Annotated in this window: 13 protein-coding genes; 5 read left to right on the top strand and 8 right to left on the bottom strand. The window is 68.5% G+C overall.

From position 1 onward, the window contains the following. Nucleotides 1-73 precede the first annotated feature (73 nt). The 4 genes from LZD57_RS17180 to LZD57_RS17195 form a co-directional block, all read right to left on the bottom strand. Nucleotides 74-3,673, bottom strand: a complete 3,600-nt coding sequence (locus tag LZD57_RS17180) for an efflux RND transporter permease subunit (RefSeq protein ID WP_233720713.1) — start codon at nucleotides 3,671-3,673, stop codon at nucleotides 74-76. Beyond that, nucleotides 3,670-4,890, bottom strand: a complete 1,221-nt coding sequence (locus LZD57_RS17185) for an efflux RND transporter periplasmic adaptor subunit (protein WP_233720714.1) — start codon at nucleotides 4,888-4,890, stop codon at nucleotides 3,670-3,672. The genes LZD57_RS17180 and LZD57_RS17185 overlap by 4 nt, the downstream gene beginning before the upstream one ends. 40 nt (nucleotides 4,891-4,930) lie before the next feature. Beyond that, nucleotides 4,931-5,602 (bottom strand): TetR/AcrR family transcriptional regulator, encoded by a 672-nt coding sequence (locus LZD57_RS17190; RefSeq protein ID WP_233720715.1) that lies wholly within the window; start codon nucleotides 5,600-5,602, stop codon nucleotides 4,931-4,933. A gap of 267 nt (nucleotides 5,603-5,869) precedes the next feature. Continuing rightward, on the bottom strand, nucleotides 5,870-6,799 hold the full coding sequence (locus tag LZD57_RS17195) for a ring-cleaving dioxygenase (RefSeq protein ID WP_233720716.1): 930 nt from the start codon (nucleotides 6,797-6,799) through the stop codon (nucleotides 5,870-5,872). Nucleotides 6,800-7,001: 202 nt separating this feature from the next. Here LZD57_RS17195 and LZD57_RS17200 point away from each other — a divergent pair, with 202 nt between their 5' ends. Further along, the gene (locus tag LZD57_RS17200) at nucleotides 7,002-7,634 is read left to right on the top strand and encodes a hypothetical protein (RefSeq protein ID WP_233720717.1); all 633 of its coding nucleotides are present in this window, start codon (nucleotides 7,002-7,004) and stop codon (nucleotides 7,632-7,634) included. Between the two features lie 63 nt (nucleotides 7,635-7,697). On the opposite strand, the gene LZD57_RS17205 is transcribed toward LZD57_RS17200, so the two are convergent. Next, entirely contained in the window at nucleotides 7,698-10,226 is a 2,529-nt protein-coding gene (locus LZD57_RS17205; protein ID WP_233720718.1) for a heavy metal translocating P-type ATPase, read from the bottom strand. Nucleotides 10,227-10,537: 311 nt separating this feature from the next. Between LZD57_RS17205 and LZD57_RS17210 the strand changes: the two genes are divergently transcribed. Then, complete coding sequence (locus tag LZD57_RS17210; RefSeq protein ID WP_233720719.1) at nucleotides 10,538-10,822, top strand: heavy-metal-associated domain-containing protein; 285 nt, start codon at nucleotides 10,538-10,540, stop codon at nucleotides 10,820-10,822. Between the two features lie 4 nt (nucleotides 10,823-10,826). Here LZD57_RS17210 and LZD57_RS17215 read toward each other — a convergent pair whose 3' ends face one another. Continuing rightward, the gene (locus LZD57_RS17215) at nucleotides 10,827-11,963 is read right to left on the bottom strand and encodes a cation diffusion facilitator family transporter (RefSeq protein WP_233720720.1); all 1,137 of its coding nucleotides are present in this window, start codon (nucleotides 11,961-11,963) and stop codon (nucleotides 10,827-10,829) included. A gap of 161 nt (nucleotides 11,964-12,124) precedes the next feature. Here LZD57_RS17215 and LZD57_RS17220 point away from each other — a divergent pair, with 161 nt between their 5' ends. Next, nucleotides 12,125-12,937 (top strand): PhzF family phenazine biosynthesis protein, encoded by an 813-nt coding sequence (locus LZD57_RS17220; RefSeq protein ID WP_233720721.1) that lies wholly within the window; start codon nucleotides 12,125-12,127, stop codon nucleotides 12,935-12,937. Nucleotides 12,938-12,952: 15 nt separating this feature from the next. Here LZD57_RS17220 and LZD57_RS17225 read toward each other — a convergent pair whose 3' ends face one another. After that, a complete protein-coding gene (locus tag LZD57_RS17225) occupies nucleotides 12,953-13,405 on the bottom strand; it encodes a DNA polymerase III subunit chi (RefSeq protein ID WP_233720722.1) in 453 nt (150 codons plus the stop codon). A gap of 123 nt (nucleotides 13,406-13,528) precedes the next feature. Beyond that, on the bottom strand, nucleotides 13,529-15,037 hold the full coding sequence (locus LZD57_RS17230; protein ID WP_233720723.1) for a leucyl aminopeptidase: 1,509 nt from the start codon (nucleotides 15,035-15,037) through the stop codon (nucleotides 13,529-13,531). 552 nt (nucleotides 15,038-15,589) lie between these two features. Between LZD57_RS17230 and LZD57_RS17235 the strand changes: the two genes are divergently transcribed. Further along, complete coding sequence (locus LZD57_RS17235) at nucleotides 15,590-16,783, top strand: LptF/LptG family permease (RefSeq protein ID WP_233720724.1); 1,194 nt, start codon at nucleotides 15,590-15,592, stop codon at nucleotides 16,781-16,783. Continuing rightward, entirely contained in the window at nucleotides 16,780-17,859 is a 1,080-nt protein-coding gene (lptG, locus tag LZD57_RS17240; RefSeq protein WP_233720725.1) for an LPS export ABC transporter permease LptG, read from the top strand. The genes LZD57_RS17235 and lptG overlap by 4 nt, the downstream gene beginning before the upstream one ends. The last annotated feature ends 1 nt before the right edge of the window (nucleotide 17,860 follow it).

Genomic DNA, 17,860 nt, shown 5'->3' on the forward strand with positions numbered 1-17,860 from the left:
ACGCGATCGCGGCACCGGTCAAGAGGCGAGCCAGCGCCTTTTACGAGGCAGACGGGCGCAGCACTCGCCCGCTTCATTCGGCCGCGTGGGGATAGCGGCTCGGGCTTCCGCCCTCGTCCTCGTCCCGCACCTTGGTCGTGCCGATCTGGTAGATCGCCGGCGGACCGTAGACGAATGTGGAACCGGGCCCCGCGACCGGCATGGGCCCGGCCGGATGCGGCCAGGGCATGACCGTGGCGCCTCCATGGGCCGGAACGACGGCCGTGCCGGTCCCCTCATGCGGCTGGTTGGGCGACAAGAGCCAGCGGAACAGCCGGCCGGTGACGTGGCTGAGATCGTCCATCAGCGTGTAGATCGACGGAATCAGCACCAGCGACAGGACCGTCGAAACGAGCAGGCCGCCGATCACCGCGATCGCCATCGGCGCGCGGAACTCGCCGCCCTCGCCCGTCGCCATCGCCGCCGGCAGCATGCCCGCGGCCATGGCCAGCGTCGTCATGATGATCGGCCGGGCGCGCTTGGCGCCGGCGTCGATGATCGCCTCGGTCTGGCTCATGCCGTGCTTTTCGCGCTCGACGGCGAAGTCGACGAGCATGATCGTGTTCTTGGTGACGATGCCCATCAGCATCAGGATGCCGATGACGACCGGCATCGAAACCGCCGTGTGCGTCAGAAGCAGAGCGCCGATGACGCCGGCCACCGACAGGGGCAGCGCCGCGAGGATGGTGATCGGCACGAAGAACGAGCCGAACAGGAGGATCAGCACGACCAGCACCATCATGATGCCGGCCACCATCGCCGAGGCGAAGCCGGCGAAGACCTCGCCCTGGATCTCGGCGTCGCCGACCTCCTGCAGGCGGACGCCCGCCGGCATGTTCTTCACCGCCGGCAGTTCGGCGATGCGCGCCGAGCCCTGGCCGATCTCGTAGCCCGGCGCCATCGAGGTGCCGACCTTGACCAGCCGGTCCCGGTCGTAGCGGTCGATGGTCGAGGGCCCGCGACCGAAGCCGATCTCGGCGACGGTCTCGAGCGGCACGGCCGCCCCGGACGCGGTGTTGACCTTCAGGTTGCGGATGGTGGCGAGATCGGCGCGGGCGTCTTCCTCCAGCTCGACGCGGATCGGGATCTGCCGGGTACCGAGATTGAACTTGGCGAGATTGGCGCCGACGTCGCCGATGGTCGCCACCCGCACCGTCTGGGAGATCTGGTCGGCGGTGACGCCGAGATCGGCGGCGACGTCGAAGCGCGGGGTGATGCGGATTTCCGGCCGGGCGAAGGAGGCCATGGCCGAGGGACTGGCGAACATCGGGTCCTTGCGCATCTGCGATTCGAGTTTCGCCGCGACCTCCGAGACCTTCTCCCCGTCGTCGCCGAGAATGCCGACGGAGAGTTCGCGCTCGCCGCGGTCGTTGACGTAGAAGGCCCGGACGTCGGGAATGGCGGCGAGCTTTGCCGCGATGATCGGCTCGAGATCGCCCTGGCTGCGCGTGCGCTCGTGCTTTCTCAGAAGGTTGACGGTCAGCGCGGCGCGGCGCACTTCGAGCGTGCCGGTCGGGCTCGACCCGCCGATCACGAGAACGCTTCTGACCTCGGGCAGTTCGCGGATCGATTCCACCGCTTCGTCGGTGATCCCCCGGGTGGTCTCGAGGGTCGAGCCGGGCGGCAGTTCCAGCGACACGACGATGCGCGATGCGTCCTCCTTCGGAATGAAGCCCGTCGGCAGAAACTGGATCGCGTAGATCGAGCCGGCGAAGATCCCGAGGCCGACGGCGAGCGTCACCCAGCGCATGCCGAAGGGAAACCGCAGGAGCCGCCGCTTGCCGTCCTCGCCCTTGCGCCAGAACGGCGTCGGGATGCGGAAGACGTGCAGAGTGCCGCGCAGGAACCCGGTATAGGCGCGGGTCAACGGCCCGACCTTGCCTTCGGGAGCGTGCGGCATGGCGAGGTAGGCGAGCACGGCGGCGAGGCCGAACAGGCCGGCGGCGAGAAGCGCCGCATCCTCACGCGCCGTCACGAAGTCCATCGCCGGCAGATCGGCGGCGAGCGGCTGGACGAGGTTGCGCAGGGCGGAATCCGCGCCGAGGTCGGGCAGCACGGCGAGTGTGTAGAGCGCCGCGGCGCCGACCGCCCACAACGGGATGAACCACAGGAGCCTCGTCAGAAACAGCCGCCAGAAGCCCGGCCCGTCGTGGCGATGGGGCTTGAAGAAATAGGCCGCGAGCATCGGCGTGATCAGGCGCGCGACGAGCAGCGAGAAGAACACCGCGATCGCGACCGTCAGGCCGAACTGCTTGAAATACTGGCCGGCGATGCCGCCCATGAACGACACCGGCGCGAACACCGCCATGATCGTCGCGGTGATGGCGATGACCGCGAGGCCGATCTCGTCGGCCGCCTCCATCGAGGCCCTGTAGGGCGGCTTGCCCATCGACATGTGGCGCTCGATGTTCTCGATCTCGACGATGGCGTCGTCGACGAGAATGCCGGTGACCAGCGTGATGGCGAGCAGGCTGACGAGGTTCAGCGAAAAGCCCATCAGGTCCATCAGGCCGAAGGTCGGGATGGCCGCGAGCGGCAGGGTGATCGCCGCGACGAGGGTGGCGCGCCAGTCGCGCAGGAAGAACAGGACGACGATGACGGCGAGGATCGCGCCCTCTGCCAGCGTCTCCATGGCCGATTCGTAGTTGCCGTAGGTGTAGGTGACGCTGTCGTCGATCTTGGCGAAGGACACGTCCGGATGTTCGACGCCGAGCTCGGCGATCCGTTCCGCCGCGGTGTCGGCGACGGTCGTATCGCTCGCCCCCTTGGCGCGGTAGATCGAGAAGGCGACGACGGGTTCGCCGTCGAGACGCGCGAAGGAGCGCGGCTCCTCCCAGCTGTCGACCACCTCGCCGAGGTCGGCGAGCTTGGCCTCGCGCCCGCCCGGCAGCGCGATGCGGGTCGCGGCGAGGCCGGAGACGGTGTCGGCCGAGGCGAGCGTGCGGATCGCCTGTTCCTGACCGCCGAAGTCGCCGCGCCCGCCGGACAGGTCGACGTTGGTCGAGCGAAGCTGCTCGTTGATCGTCGCCGCCGTGACGCCGAGCGCCGCCAGCCGGTCGGGATCGAGCCGCACCTGGATCTCGCGTTCGACGCCGCCCATGCGCTCGACCCGGCCGACGCCCTTCAGGCCCTGCAGCGCGCGGACCACCGTGTCGTCGACGAACCAGGAGAGCTGCTCCGGCGTCATGCCGGGCGAGGATGCCGCATAGGTGACGATCGACTGGTTCTCGACCTCGATGCGCTGGACGATCGGCTCGTCGACCGAGCGCGGCAGGTCCATGCGGATCTTGGCGATGGCGTCCTTGACGTCGTTGACCGCCCGGTCGGTGTCGATCTCGAGACGGAATTCGGCCGCCGTCACCGACTGGCCGTCGGTGATCGTCGAGGTGATGTGCTTGACGCCCGAGACGCCGGCGATCGCGTCCTCGACGCGCTTCGTCACCTGGGTCTCGAGTTCCGACGGCGCCGCGCCGGACTGGGTGATGGCGACGGAGACCACAGGCACGTCGATGTTCGGAAAGCGGGTGATCGGCAGGGCGAAGAAGCTGTAGAGCCCGAGCGCGATCAGCACCACGAAGAGCAGGATCGGCGGAACCGGGTGGCGGATCGCCCAGCCGGAGATGTTGAAGTTCATCGCTCGCCCCCGCTCTCGGCCATCTTCACCGGCGTCACGCTGTCGCCGTCGCGCACGAAGGCGCCGGCCGTCGCGACCACGGTCTCGCCCGCCGAAACGCCTTCGCGGATCTCGACGGTATCGGCGGTGGTGAGGCCGAGGTCGACTTCGCGCCGCTTCACCACGCCGTTCTCCACCACCTGGACGACGGCGTCCTCGCCCTCGAAGACGACGGCCGTGCGCGGCACCAGCACGCCGTCGTGCCGGGCGACCTCGATGACGCCTCTGGCGAATGCGCCGCTATGGAGGCCGTCAGCGTCCTTCGGCAGCGCGATGTCGACGGTGCCGAGCCGCGTCGCCTGGTCGACCCGCGGCGAGATCAGCCGGATCGTTCCGGTCACCGGCTCGCGCCGCCCGGCGAGATGCACCTTGACCGGCTGACCGTCGTCGAGCCGCGCCAGAACCGTTTCCGAAACGGAAGCTTCGAGTTCGATCAGCCCGTCGCGGGCGATTTCGAACAGGCTGCCGGAGCCCGCCGAGACGATCGCTCCGAGCCTTGCATCGCGCGACAGGACGAGCCCGGCGGTCGGTGCCTTGATCTCGGCCTTCGACTTTCTCAGGAGCCACTGGTCGCGCTGGGCGATCTGGGCGGCCTCGTCGGCCTTTGCCACGGCGAGGCCCTGCTCGGCGGCGCTCAGCCGCGCCCTCGCGCTCGACGCGGCGGCGATCCGCTGGTCGAGCACGTCCTGGCCGATGATGCCCTTCTTGGCCAGCGGCCGCGAGCGATCGAGGGCGGCGCTCGCTTCCGTCACGGCGGACTGCGCTTCGGCGATCTGGGCTTCGGCCTGGGCGATCGCCGCCTCGGCCCGCTCGATCTGGGCGGCGTTGAGCTCGATGTTGGAATCGATCATGTCGGTTTCCAGCCGGGCCAGAACCGCGCCCTTCTCGACCTCGTCGCCTTCGTCGGCCGCAAGGTCGACGATCCTGAGGCCGTCGACGTCGGCACCGACGGACACCGTCTCGCGCGGCATCAAGGTGCCGGTGACGTCGACGGTCTCGACGATCTCGCCCGTCCTGGCGGCGATCACCGAAATGCTCGGCGGCTTCGGCGCGCCCGTCGTGGCGGCGGGCTCCTGTGCAAGGGCGGAAAACGGCAGCGTCCCGGCGATGATCGCCGCGGCGACGAGGCCGAAACGGCTGCGCTGGGTGATCGACGGATTTTGCTCGGTTGCAGGCATCGTCGTCTTCTCTTCAGGGCGGCGAAAGAACACGGCCACGTCAAACCTCGGGGTGGATGACCGAGCCGACCGGCGCGTCGGCCTTCGGCGCGAGCAGACCGCGGACGAACTTGCGCAGTTGGGGCTCGATCGAATCGATGCTGATCTCCGGCTGGAGCTGCAGACGCAGCACGAGGCCGTCGGCCAGCGCGAAGATCAGCGTCAGGGCGGCGTCGACGTCGGCATCGGGATCGATCTCGCCGCGGTCTCGCGCGGCGAAGACCATGGTGCGGAGGCTGGCATGGATGCCCGCCTCGATCTCACAGAAGCGCTGGCCGACCGCCGTGTTGCGGATGCTTTCCGACCAGATCTCGATGGTCAGGCCGCCCGTCGCCCGGTCGCGCGTGTGCTTGAGATATTCGACCCCGACCTGGACGATCCGCTCGACGAGGTCACCCGGCTCGAACAGAAGCTGGGCGCAGGCCGCCGCCGTCACCCTCTCCTCCTCGGCGATCGCCTCGATGATCGAATCCTTGGAGGGAAAGTAGCGATAGAGCGCGCCGGGGCTCATCTGCGCCTCGGCGCAGATCTGATGCATCGAGGCCGAGTGAAAGCCGGACCGGGCAAAACACACCCGCGCCGCATCGAGGATCTGTTGGCGCCGCTGTTCCTGCGCCGTCGCTGGTGCTGGCGGAACCGGGAAGGTGATGGCGCGGGCGGAGCTTTCCGACATGGACGACTTTCCGGCTGTGGATCTGCGGACGTTCGACCGTCCTTGCTTGGGAGAGGCAGCCGAAGATCCGAGAGCGAACGATCGTTCGCAGATGTAGCCGTCCTGCAGCCGCATTGCGAGAGGGTTTCTTGCAACGCGGCGACAAGATTTCGCGAGGTCGTAAAAAATCGGTTCCGGCCGAGCCGCCTGAAGCGTTTCCGATCAGTCGGAAATCGTCGCGGAAGCAGGCCCCGGCGGGATCGGCAGACCGGGCCGGCCGACAGCCGATCAGAGGGCCTGTAGCGTCGCTTCGATGCGCTTCCGCAGCGGCTCGTACTCGTCTGGCAGCATCAGACCGCTGCCGAGGGCATCCGGCGCCTCGTCGACCGCAAAGCCGGGCGCGTCCGTGGCGATCTCGAACAGGACGTGGCCGGGCTCGCGGAAATAGACCGAGCGGAAGTATTTTCGGTCCTTCAGTGCCGTGACGTCGCGGCCGTGGGCCTCGGTCAGCTTTTCCGCCATTGCCGCCTGTTCGCTTTCGTCGCGCGCCCGAAAGGCCAGATGGTGGACGCTGCCGCGGCCGGGCCGCGGCTTGAGGAAGCCGCCGACGGCGTGGAGGTCGACGATGCCGCCGATCGAGGCACCGGAGACGTAGCGATGGCGCGAGCCCTCCTCGCCGATCTTGTCGAAGCCGAAGACGTCGGCGAGAATCGCCGCCGTCGGCGCTTCCTCCTCGATCAACAGGCTGACGCCGTGGATGCCGCGAATGGCATGCTCCGCCGGAATGCCCACGTCCGTCGCTTCGCCGGCAGGATGCGGCTCGGCCGCGGTCCCGACGAAGGACAGGCGCATCCCGTCGGCGTCCTTGAACGGCAGGACGCTCTCGGAAAAGCGCTTCTCGATGCCGGAATGCTCGACGCCCTTTTCGATCAGCCGGTGCGACCAGAAGCCGAGCGAGGCGGCGGGGACGGCGAGCATGATCTCCTCGACCTCGCCGACCCCGACCCGGCCCTGCGCGGCATGTTCGACCGGAAAGAAGGTGACGATCGTCCCCGGCGTGCCGGCCGCGTCGCCGAAATACAGGTGATAGGCGGTGGGATCGTCGAAGTTGACGGTCTTCTTCACCAGCCGCAGGCCGAGGACGCGGGTGTAGAAGTCGAGATTGCGCATCGCCGGCCCGGCGATCGCGGTCACGTGGTGGATGCCGGCGCTCTTCATCGCGTCCTCGTTCGCTCTTTGCGGCGGGGCCTGTTTTCCGCCGGCTAAAAATAGGATCGACGGCCCGTCCCTCGCAATCTCGGACGAACGCCTCATTTTTTTGCCGGCGTCCCGCAGGCTCGAACGGCCGGCAGGAAGGGCATTGCACGTCCCGACAGGCAATTGGGCTTCCGTCGTCGAAGAAGGATCGGAATACGCAGACATGCTGGAGTGGATCACCGCCAATGCGGATCTGATCAACGTCTTCGCCAATCTCGGCATGCTCGGCATCTGGGCGTTCTACCTGCAGATGCTCTATTCGAGCTTCAGCCGCGACCGGCGTCCGCGGCTGCTCATCACCCGTGGCCTGCGCTCCGATCTCGATTCCCGCTGCCTCGTCACCAATATGAGCCGCGACACGATCTTCATCCGCAGCATCATCGTCGTGCTCGAAACCCAGGCCGGCGAATTGCGCTATCCGGTGACCGAGATCGAAGAGATCGAGAACACCGGCGATTCTGGCAACATCAAGCAGCAGACCCGCCAGGGACCGATCGAATCCGGCGCGATGCGCGATCTCGGAAGCTTCTCGGCCATCGTCACCCACGTCCTCGACTACAAGGGCCCGAACGATCCGCCCGGCCCGCACAACGACTGGGAAGGGCTGAAGGGGTTCAGCATCTACGTCATCGGCGTCTACGGGCCGGACGAGATCAGCATCGGCGCCAAGCGCAGCTACGACGTCGGCCAGGACGACGGCAACATGAAGCTGAGCCCGCGCACCATCGACGCCGTGCAGATCCGCTCGCGCAAGGAGCGGCGCGAGATCGACCAGATGCTGCGCGAGGATCTCTGATCCGCGCCCCATTGCCTTCCCTGACGGATCGGGCGCTCACCGGGGAGCCGCGCATGCGGCAGGTCAGGCCTCGACCGGCCGCTCGGCGGTCTGGCGGGGCCTGCGGGTGGCCGGCGCGCCGCTCGCCCCCGACGAGCGCTTCGATCCGGCAAAGCGCAGCCGCAGGGCGTTGGTGAGGACGAAGACGCTGGACAGCGCCATCGCGCCTGCCGCCAGCATCGGCGACAAGAGAATGCCATAGGCGGGATAGAGCACGCCCGCCGCCACCGGGATCAGCGCGACGTTGTAGCCGAAGGCCCAGACGAGGTTCTCTTGGATGTTCGCCATCGTCCGCCGGCTGATCTCGAAGGCCGACAGGACGCCGGCGAGATCGCCGGACATCAGCACCACCTCGGCGCTCTCGATCGCGACGTCCGTGCCGCTGCCGACGGCGATGCCGATGTCGGCCGCCGCCAGCGCCGGCGCGTCGTTGATGCCGTCGCCGACGAAGGCGACCCGGCGGCCGCTCTCCCGCAGCGATTCCACCGCCGCGACCTTGCCGTCCGGCATGACGCCGGCGACGACGTGGTCGATGCCGAGGCTCGCGGCCACCGCTTCGGCGCTCGCTTTCGCGTCGCCGGAGATCATCGCCACCTTCAACCCCATGCCGTGCAGAGCGTCGACGACGGTGCGCGTCTCCGCGCGAACCGGATCGGCCACCGCGACGACCGCCGCGGCGGCGCCGTCGATCGCGACGAAAACCGAAGACTTCGCCGCTTTCGCCAGCCCGTCGCCGGCCGCTTCGAGGCGCCCGAGCGCGATCCCCTCGCCGGCGAGATGCCGCGCCGAGCCGACGCGGACCTCCCGGCCCTCGACGGTGGCCGCGACGCCGAGGCCGGTCAGCGAGCGGAAGTTCGCGGCGGCCGCCGGATCGATGCCGCGTGCCCTCGCCGCGGCGACGATGGCGAGCGCGATCGGATGTTCCGAGGTGGCTTCGACCGCCGCGACCAGCCGCAGCACCTCGTTCTCCAAAAATCCTGGCGCGACGACGAGGTCGGTCAGCTTCGGCCGGCCTTCGGTCAGGGTGCCGGTCTTGTCGAAGGCGACGACGCCCACCTCGTGCAGGGCCTGCAGCGCATCGCCCTTGCGGAAGAGGACGCCGAGTTCGGCCGCGCGGCCGGTGCCGACCATGATCGAGGTCGGCGTCGCCAACCCCATGGCGCAGGGACAGGCGATGATCAGCACCGCCACCGCGGCGACCAGCGCGTCGGCCAGCGCCGGTGCGGGGGCAAAGGCCAGCCAGGCGACGAAGGTGAGCGCGGCGGCGGCCATCACCGCCGGCACGAAGACCATCGTCACCCTGTCGACCAGCGCCTGGATCGGCAGCTTGGCGCCCTGCGCCGCCTGGACCATGCGGATGATCTGCGACAGGGTGGTCTCGGCGCCGACCTTCTCGGCCGTGAAGGCGAAACTGCCGGCGCCGTTCACCGTGCCGCCGACCACCGTGTCGCCGGGATGCTTTCCGACCGGCAACGGCTCGCCCGTCAGCATCGATTCGTCGACGAAGCTCGTGCCTTCTATGACGGTGCCGTCGACGGCGATGCGCTCGCCCGGCCGCACCCGGATGACGTCGCCGGGCGCCAGCCGGTCGATCGGCGTGTCGATTTCCGCGCCGTCCTTGAGCACCCTTGCGGTCTTCGCCCGCAGCCCGGCGAGCTTGCGGATCGCCGCGCCCGTCCGCCCCTTGGCCCGCGCCTCCATCAGCCGGCCGACCAGGATGAGGAGGACGATCACCGCGGCGGCTTCGTAATAGACGTGGCGGGCGCCTTCCGGCAGCGCCATGGGAAAAAAGGTCGCGACGGCCGAATAGGCGAAGGCCGCCGCCGTGCCGAGGGCGACGAGGGAGTTCATGTCGGGCGCAGCGCGCAGCAGCGCCGGAACGCCCTTTGCGTAGAAGCGCCGGCCGGGACCGGCGAGCACCGCCGCCGTCAGGGCGAACTGGACGAACAGCAGAGTCCGGTGGCCGAAGGTGCCGTCGAGCCAGGCTTCGGCCGCCGGAAAGACGTGCCCGCCCATGGCCAGCAGGAACACCGGCGTGGCGAGCACCGCCGCGACGACGACGTCCCGCCGCAGCGCCCTCTCTTCCGCCGCCATGCGCTCGTCGCGTCCGGCAGCGGCTTCGTCGCCGTCGCTTCGCGGCGTCGCCGGATAGCCGGCCGCCGTCGCCGCCTCGGCGATCGCCGAGGCATCCGCCGCGCCTTCGAGAACGCGTACCGATGCGGTCCCGGAGGCGAGATTGACCGACGCCGCGACGACGCCCGGCACGGCCCTCAGCGCGCGTTCGACCCGCCCGACGCAGGAGGCGCAGCTCATGGCTTCGACGTCGAAGGTGAGATCTTCGAGAACCGCCGGATAGCCGGCCGCATCCAGCGCCGCGACGACCGCGGCGGGATCGGCGCCCTCGCTCAGGCCGATGGTTGCCGTCCCGGCGGCGAGATTGGCGTCGGCGCCGGTGACGCCGTCCGCGCCTCTCAAAGCCTTCTCGACCCGCTTGACGCAGGACGCACAGGACATGCCGTCGACGGCGACGGTGAGGGATCGCGTGGTGGTCATCTGCCTCGTCCTTCGATCGGTCTGCGGGAAGCGTCCCGTCCCGGCGGAGCCGTCTTCCGGCCCGCACGGCCGAAAAGGACGCCGCTCCCTATTCAGGACATCGCCTTTCCAGTGACTGGAAGGTCAAGACCCGCGTCGCTCGGTCGGGCGAAAGGGAGGATGGCATCGCGTCATGGCCGGGAAAGCCGCTGACGTCTTGACCTTCCCGTTACTGGAACGCCCACATCAGGCTCACAAGCCCGGCCCGCGCCTCGTCAGCCGCTCACGACGGAACCGAGATCCGCAGGCCTTTGAACTTCACGGAGACGACGATGCAGATCCCCAATCCCTTCAAGCGAAAGTCCGACCATCCTGCCGGGACGGCCGACGCCGCTCCGCTCGCTTTCGCCGTCGCCGACATGTCGTGCGGCCATTGCGAGGCGGCGATCCGCAAGGAACTCGCCTCGGCCCTGCCGAACCGGCCGGTGAGCGTCGATCGCGGGTCCAAGCGGGTCGAGGTCGCGGCCCCTGCGGAGGAAGCGGAGACCGCGGCGGAGGCGATCCGTGCCGCCGGCTACACGCCGGAGCCGATCGCCGGTTCACCGGCCGCGTCCTGAGGCGTCAGGCTGCTGCGGAGGTGGGCGCCGAACGGCCTTGCTGCGCCTTGCCCCGCCGTTCCTTCCCGTCGTCGAGCGGACAGAGGGCCGGCGGGCCGCCGAAGTCGATCTCGATCGTCGAATGATCGATGCCGAATCGGTCGCGCAGAACCGCCTTGACCGAGGAGACGACCGCTCTCGGCTCGGCGCCCTCTTCCAGCCGGACGTTCATCGTCGCCAGCGGCTGGCCGGAGGTGATCGACCAGACATGGACGTGCTCGACGGCTGCAAGGCCGCCCACGTCCTGCAGGAGCGTGTCGGTCAGATCGTCCATGGCGATGCCGCCGGGCACGCCCTCCATCAGGATGTTGAGGGTGTTCTTCAAGAGCGTCCAGGCGCTCTTCAGGATGATCACCGACAGGAGCACGGAGAGAATCGGGTCGATCGGCATCCAGCCGGTGAAATAGATGGCGATCGCCGCGACGATGGCCGCGACCGAGCCGAGAAGGTCGCCGAGGACGTGCAGCAGCGCGCCGCGAATGTTGACGTGCTCCGTGTCGCCCTGGCGCAGCATGAAGAAGACGCCGACATTGACCAGAAGGCCGATCACGGCGATGGCCAGCATCGGCCCGGCATGCACCATCTGCGGCGTCACCAGCCGCATCACCGCCTCATAGACGATCCAGGCGATCAGGAGGATCAGCGCCACGGCGTTGACGAAGCCGGCAAGGATCTCGAAGCGCATGTAGCCGAAGGTGCGGCGGTCGTCGGAATTGCGGCGGCCGAAGTGAAAGCCGGCCCAGGCGAGCGCCAGCGCCGCCGAATCCGTCAGCATGTGGCCGGCATCGGCGACGAGGGCGAGCGAGCCGGAGAGCAGCCCGCCGAGGCCCTCGACGATCATGAAGCCGAAGGTCAGGACGAATCCGAACAGCACCGCCCGCTCGTTGCCGCTCGAAACCGTCGGCGCGTGATGGTGATGGCCGTGCGAATGGTCGTGATGCCCATGGTCCTCATGGCCACCGTGTTCGTGATCACCATGAGCATGACCGGAGATTTCGGCGCCCGGCCGGGATTCCCCATGATCGTGGCGATCATGGTCGCTTCCCCGATGATCGTGACCCTGATGGCCGTGATGGGTCGCGTCCCGGTGTTCGGCAGCCATGACGTCCACTCCTCTCGCTGCCAACATAGGTTTTCGGCGCGGTCTTGGCACCCGCCTGGAACGTTTCCGGCAAATTTGCTCCCGTGACAGGAAAGGGGGTGGCCTCGGCGGCCGAAAGCCGCCAGTCCGTGTAGCCGACGAAACGACCCGAGGACGCGACGATGCAAACCCTGCCGATCTATCAGGTCGACGCCTTCACCGACCGGCTGTTTTCCGGCAATCCGGCCGCAGTGGTGCCGCTCGAGAGCTGGCTCGACGACGCGACGATGCTGAGGATCGCCGCCGAGAACAATCTCTCCGAAACCGCCTTCCTCGTCCCGGCCGGCGAAGCGAAATGGGAGCTGCGCTGGTTCACCCCGGAAATCGAGGTGCCGCTCTGCGGCCACGCGACCCTCGCCACCGCCTTCGTGCTGTCCGAGGTGCTCGGCGAGACGGCCGCGACGTTGACCTTCTCGACCCGGATGGTCGGCGACCTCACCGTCTCGCGGGGTGCCGACGGGTGGTTCGTCATGCGCTTTCCCCGCCGGCCACGCAACGGCACGGCGGCAATCGAGCCGGTGGCGGCGGCGCTCGGCCGCCGGCCGGACGAGGTGATCGAATTCGCCACGCCGGGCGACACCTCCTGGCTCGCGGTCTTCACCGACGAGGCCGACGTCATGGGCCTGACCCCCGACGTCAGGGCGATCGCCGCGCTCCCACCGCTCAACGTCATCGCCACCGCGCCGGGGCTCGCCGTCGACTTCGTCTCGCGCATGTTCGCACCGAAGGCCGGGATCGACGAGGACCCGGTGACCGGCTCGGCGCATTGCTCGCTGGTGCCCTACTGGGCAGAGCGGCTCGGCAAGACCGATTTCGTCGCGCGGCAGGTCTCGGCCAGAGGCGGCGACCTCAGATGCACCCTCGACGGCGAGACGGTGGTCGTCTCCGGCCAGGCGGTGCTGTATCTGAAGGGCGAGATCGTCCTGCCGGGATGACGGCGCGGCGCGCCCTCACGCCTTCTTCACCCAGCGGCCTTCCTCGGTCTGCTGCCAATAGGTGACGGCGTGGCCGGCGGCCTTTTCGACCTTCCACCGCCCGCGCGCCGTCTGCAGTTGTTCCCCGTCGTGGCCGTCGAAGAGATAGACGGCCCGGACATAGCCCGTCAGCGTGTCGGGCACGGCGCCGTCGACCAGGAACCGCACATGCGGCTCGTTCGCCCGCTGCTTCGGATCGACGGTGAGGAGCACCGGCTGCAGGGCGCCGGAACTCTCCGCGTCGCTGCCGTGCGGCAGGAAGCTGTCCTCGCGGTAGGTCCACAGATGATTGTCGAGGGCGTCGCGCCGCTCGGTGCTGGAGCACTGGACGACGACCCGCCAGCCGCGCGCCAGCGACTTTTCCAGAAGATCCGGCAGCGCCTGTTCCAGCCGGCTCTCGGTCAGATGGTAGAACAGGACTTCCGTCATCGGCGGCGGTTCCATGAGACGCGTCGGCGGCCCGGCCCCTCGACGCTGCGCCACCGCCATATCCTCGAGACTTTCGCCGATCCGGGCCTGAAAGGGAAGGCGGAGACCGCCTCCCCGGACCGATCACGTCGACTGGTAATGATCGGCGACCAGACGGTCGAGCAGCCGCACGCCGAAGCCCGACGCCCAGGACTGGTTGTATTCGTTCGACGGCGAGCCCATCGCCGTACCGGCGATGTCGAGATGCGCCCAGGGCACGTCGTTGACGAAGCGCTGGAGGAACTGCGCGGCAGTGATCGAGCCGCCGGCCCGGCCGCCGCCGATGTTCTTGATGTCGGCGAACTTGCCCTCGATCATCTTGTCGTATTCGCGCCCGAGCGGCAGCCGCCAGACCTTCTCGCCGCTCGCCTTGCCGGCGGCCGAGAGCCGCTCGGCCAGTGCGTCGTCATTGGAGAACAGGCCGGCGTAATGATTGCCGAGCGCCACGATGATGGCGCCGGTCAGCGTCGCCAGATTGACCATGAACTTCGGCTTGAACCGATCCTGGCAATACCAGAGCGCGTCGGCGAGGACGAGCCGCCCCTCGGCGTCGGTGTTCAGCACCTCGATCGTCGTGCCGGACATCGCCGTGACGATGTCGCCCGGCCGCTGGGCGTTGCCGTCGACGGCGTTCTCGACGAGGCCGACGATGCCGATGGCGTTGACCTTGGCCTTGCGGCCGGCCAGCGCCCGCATCAGGCCGACCACGGCGGCCGATCCGCCCATGTCGCCCTTCATCTCGTCCATGGAGCCGGCCGGCTTGATCGAAATGCCGCCGGTGTCGAAGACGACGCCCTTGCCGACGAAGGCGACGGGCTGCTCGTCGTCCGCGGCGCCGTTCCAGCGCATGATGACGAGGCGCGGCGGCCGGGGCGAACCCTGCGACACGCCGAGGAGCGCGTTCATCTTCAGGGCCTTCATCTCGCTCTCGCCGAGCACCTCGACGTCGATGCCCTGCTTTGCCAGTTCCTGGATACGCTCGGCATATTCGACGGGACCGAGGATGTTGGCCGGCTCGTTGACGAGGTCGCGGGCGAGCATCGTGCCGGTCGCCACGGCCTCCTCCCGTTCGAAGGCGGCGCGCGCCGCTTCAGGGTCCGCGACGGCGAGGGTCAGGGTCGAAGGCTGGTCGCCGGAGACGTCTTCCTCCTCCTCGCCGGACTTCGCCTTCTTGGTCTTGTAGAGGTCGAAATCATAGCCGCGCAGCAGCGCCCCGGCGGCGATCCGCGCGGCATCCTCGGGCGAGACGGCGCCGCCCGGTAGCTCACACCTGATCGTGACCCTGGCGGCCCCCTTGGTCTTGGAAAGGGCCGTGCCGCCGAGCTTGAGGAAGTCCTCCTCGCTCGCCGGCTCCTTCGAATGGGTGCCGACGACGAGGAGGCGATCGGCCTCGACGGCGGCCGGCGCGATGAGGTCGAGGGTGGCAAGGCTCTTGCCCTTGAACTTGGCGATGGGAGCCGCCTTGGCGACCGTCTCGCGCAGGGCCGCCGGCAGGCTCTCCGGGATCGACCCGCCCTCGCCGGCAAGGACGACCAGGACGTCGCCCGCCGGTGCGTCGAGAGCCGAAAATTCGATCTTTGGAAGCGTTGCCATGATGTCTCCTGGTCTCTCGTGAGCGTCGTCGGCCCGACGCGATCGGCGCTCCGGCCGGCCGGGCGGCGTCGTCTGGTCCGGGCGTCGGTCCGGGCCGCGCCCCGGGTCGGCGGGCTTTGCCGCCATCCGTCGGCCCCTGGCGATCGACTCGCCGGCCGAACCGGGCCAGATTTGAGCCCCCGGCAGCGAAATGCAAGGGCGCCGACAAGCGAGACGGCGCGTTAACCATGTCGCTTGGCGCTTCCTTAGCCAAGCTGCGCGACTGTGACCCGGGCCGCCGGCAGAACCGCCGGGCCGGGCCCACCGCACCCTTCGACGAGTTTGCCCGACGCATGAATGCCGCCACGATCATCGCCGACCGCGCGAAGAATGCCGCAAGAGGTGTGGCCGCCGGCTTCTCGACAAGCCGGGCCGGGACGTCTATTGCGGCGGCGACATCGGACGGAGCATGCGCAGCACGCGCAGGCGGAAGATGCAGGCGGCCGACACCGCGGATGCCTCGTCTCTCGGATACTCAAGGAGCCGCCTCGTGAAGGCTGGGCGCCGACCCACATGACGATACTCGAACGCTACGTCTTCCGGCGGGCCGTGACGAATTCGCTGGGCGCCCTCGGCGCGCTGGTGATGATCGTCTGGATCGTCCAGGCGCTGTCGCGCGTCGACATCGTCAAGTCGACGGCGTCGGCGGCGGGCAACGTCTTCTGGATCGCCCTGATGCTTCTGCCGGACCTTGCGGCCGGCATCGTCCCCTTCGCCGTGCTGATCGGCGCGATCTACACGCTGAACGGTCTCAACGCCGATTCCGAACGGGCGGTGATGGCCGCTTCCGGCGCCTCGCCGAAGGTCGCCGCCAAGCCGATCATCGTCCTGGGGGTGCTCGGCGGGATCGTTATCCTCCTCGTCTCGCACGTCGTCGGACCGATGTCCTCGAAGGCCTTCCGCGACGGGATCCGCGCCATCAACGCCGATACCATCACCCTGTTCCTGCAGCCGGGACGGTTCGAAAAGGTCCAGGACGGCCTCGAACTGTCGATCGGCGCGGCGCGCGGCTCGAACATCACCAGCCTGTTCATCGCCGACACGCGGGATCCGAAGACCGAGCTGATCTATTTCGCCCGGCAGGCGCGGATCGCCGAGGAAGACGGGCAGTCGCTGCTTCTCCTCAGCGACGGGCAGCTGCATCGCCGCGACGTCAAGGACGATTCCGTCGCGGTCGTCCAGTTCCAGTCCTATGCGTTCGATCTGGCCGACCTGAAGCCGGCCAATCAGAGCGACTGGATCCGCACCTCCGAGCGCTCGACCGCCGAGCTGATCTCCCCCAACCCCGCCGACAAGCTCTATCGCGAGGATCCGGGCTCCCTGTGGGCGGAACTGACCGACCGGATGACCTCGTGGCTCTATGCCGTCGCCTTCGCGCTCTGGGCGGTCGTCGTGGCGGGCCATCCGCGCACCAATCGCGAGGCGAGTTCCGCCGCGATGACGCTCGGCCTGACGGGCGGGCTCGGGCTGAAGGCACTCGGCTTTCTGGTCATCGCCCAGGTCGACGGCCAGTCCGGATGGGCTCTCGCCGCCTATGTTCTGCCGCTTTCGGCCATCGCGCTCGACGCCTGGCTGATCTGGTCCGATGCGAACATCGCCGAATGGACGGTCTACCGGCGATCGGTCGAGGCGGTCGAGGCGGCGACCCATGCCATCGCCCGGCTCTTCGAGGGCCCGAAGCCCGGAACCGCCGGGGCCGGCCGATGAGGAACCTGACGCTCAACCGCTATTTCCTGCGGCTCTATCTCATCTCGTTCTTCTCGACGCTGCTCGCCGTCTTCGCGCTCATCTATCTCATCGACATGGTCGAGCTGTCGCGGCGCGGACGCACGGACGAACTCGGCTTCCTGGGCGCCGCGAGCTTCTCGGCGCTGCGCGTGCCGGGCTTCATGGAACAGGCGTTTCCCTTCATCGTCCTGTTCGCGTCGATCTTCACGCTGCTCAATCTCAACCGGCGGCTGGAACTCGTCGTCGCGCGCAGCGCCGGCGTGTCGATCTGGCAGATGCTGATGCCCTTCATGGCCGGATCGCTGCTTCTCGGCCTCGCCGCGACCTTCGTCTACAATCCGCTCGCCGCCTGGACCAAGGCGCAGGCCGAAACGATCGAGACGTCGGTGTTCGGCGGATCCTCGTCGCGAACCGGCGAGGAGGTGTGGCTGCGTCAGAACGCCGACGGCGTTCGCTCGATCCTCGGCGGCGCGACCGTCGCCGCCGGCGGCACCGAACTCGGCAAGGTCAGCGCCTTCCTGTTCGGCGACGACGGTTCGATCGTCCAGCGCATCGATGCCGACCGCGCCGTCCTCCAGAACGGCCAGTGGGTGCTGTCGCAGCCCCGCGTCACCCGGATCGGCTATCCGCCGTCCTATCCCCGGCAATTCGTGCTGCCGACCACCCTGAAGCCGGAATACATCGAACAGCGCGTCGCCGATCCCGAGGCGACCTCGGTGTTCGCGCTGCCCCGGGAAATCAAGGTGGCGGGCAGCCTCGGCCTCAATGCGATGGCCTTCGACATGCAGTATCAGACGCTGCTCGCCCGCCCGGCGCTGTTCCTCGCCATGACGCTCGTGGCTGCGACAGTTGGGACACGGTTCTCCAGAACTCAACAGGCCGGCCGGGCGATTGCCCTTGGAGTGCTGGCGGGCTTCACACTCTACGTGATAACGTTCCTCGCGAAGGCGCTGGGGAGCAACGACATCGTTCCGCCGGTGGTGGCCGCGTGGTTTCCGGTATTGGCCGCAGGATCGTTGGGGGTAACGATCCTGCTCCATCAGGAGGATGGATAGG

The sequence above is a fragment of the Jiella avicenniae genome (assembly GCF_021390325.1).
In the GTDB taxonomy this organism is placed as follows: Bacteria; Pseudomonadota; Alphaproteobacteria; order Rhizobiales; family Rhizobiaceae; genus Jiella; species Jiella avicenniae.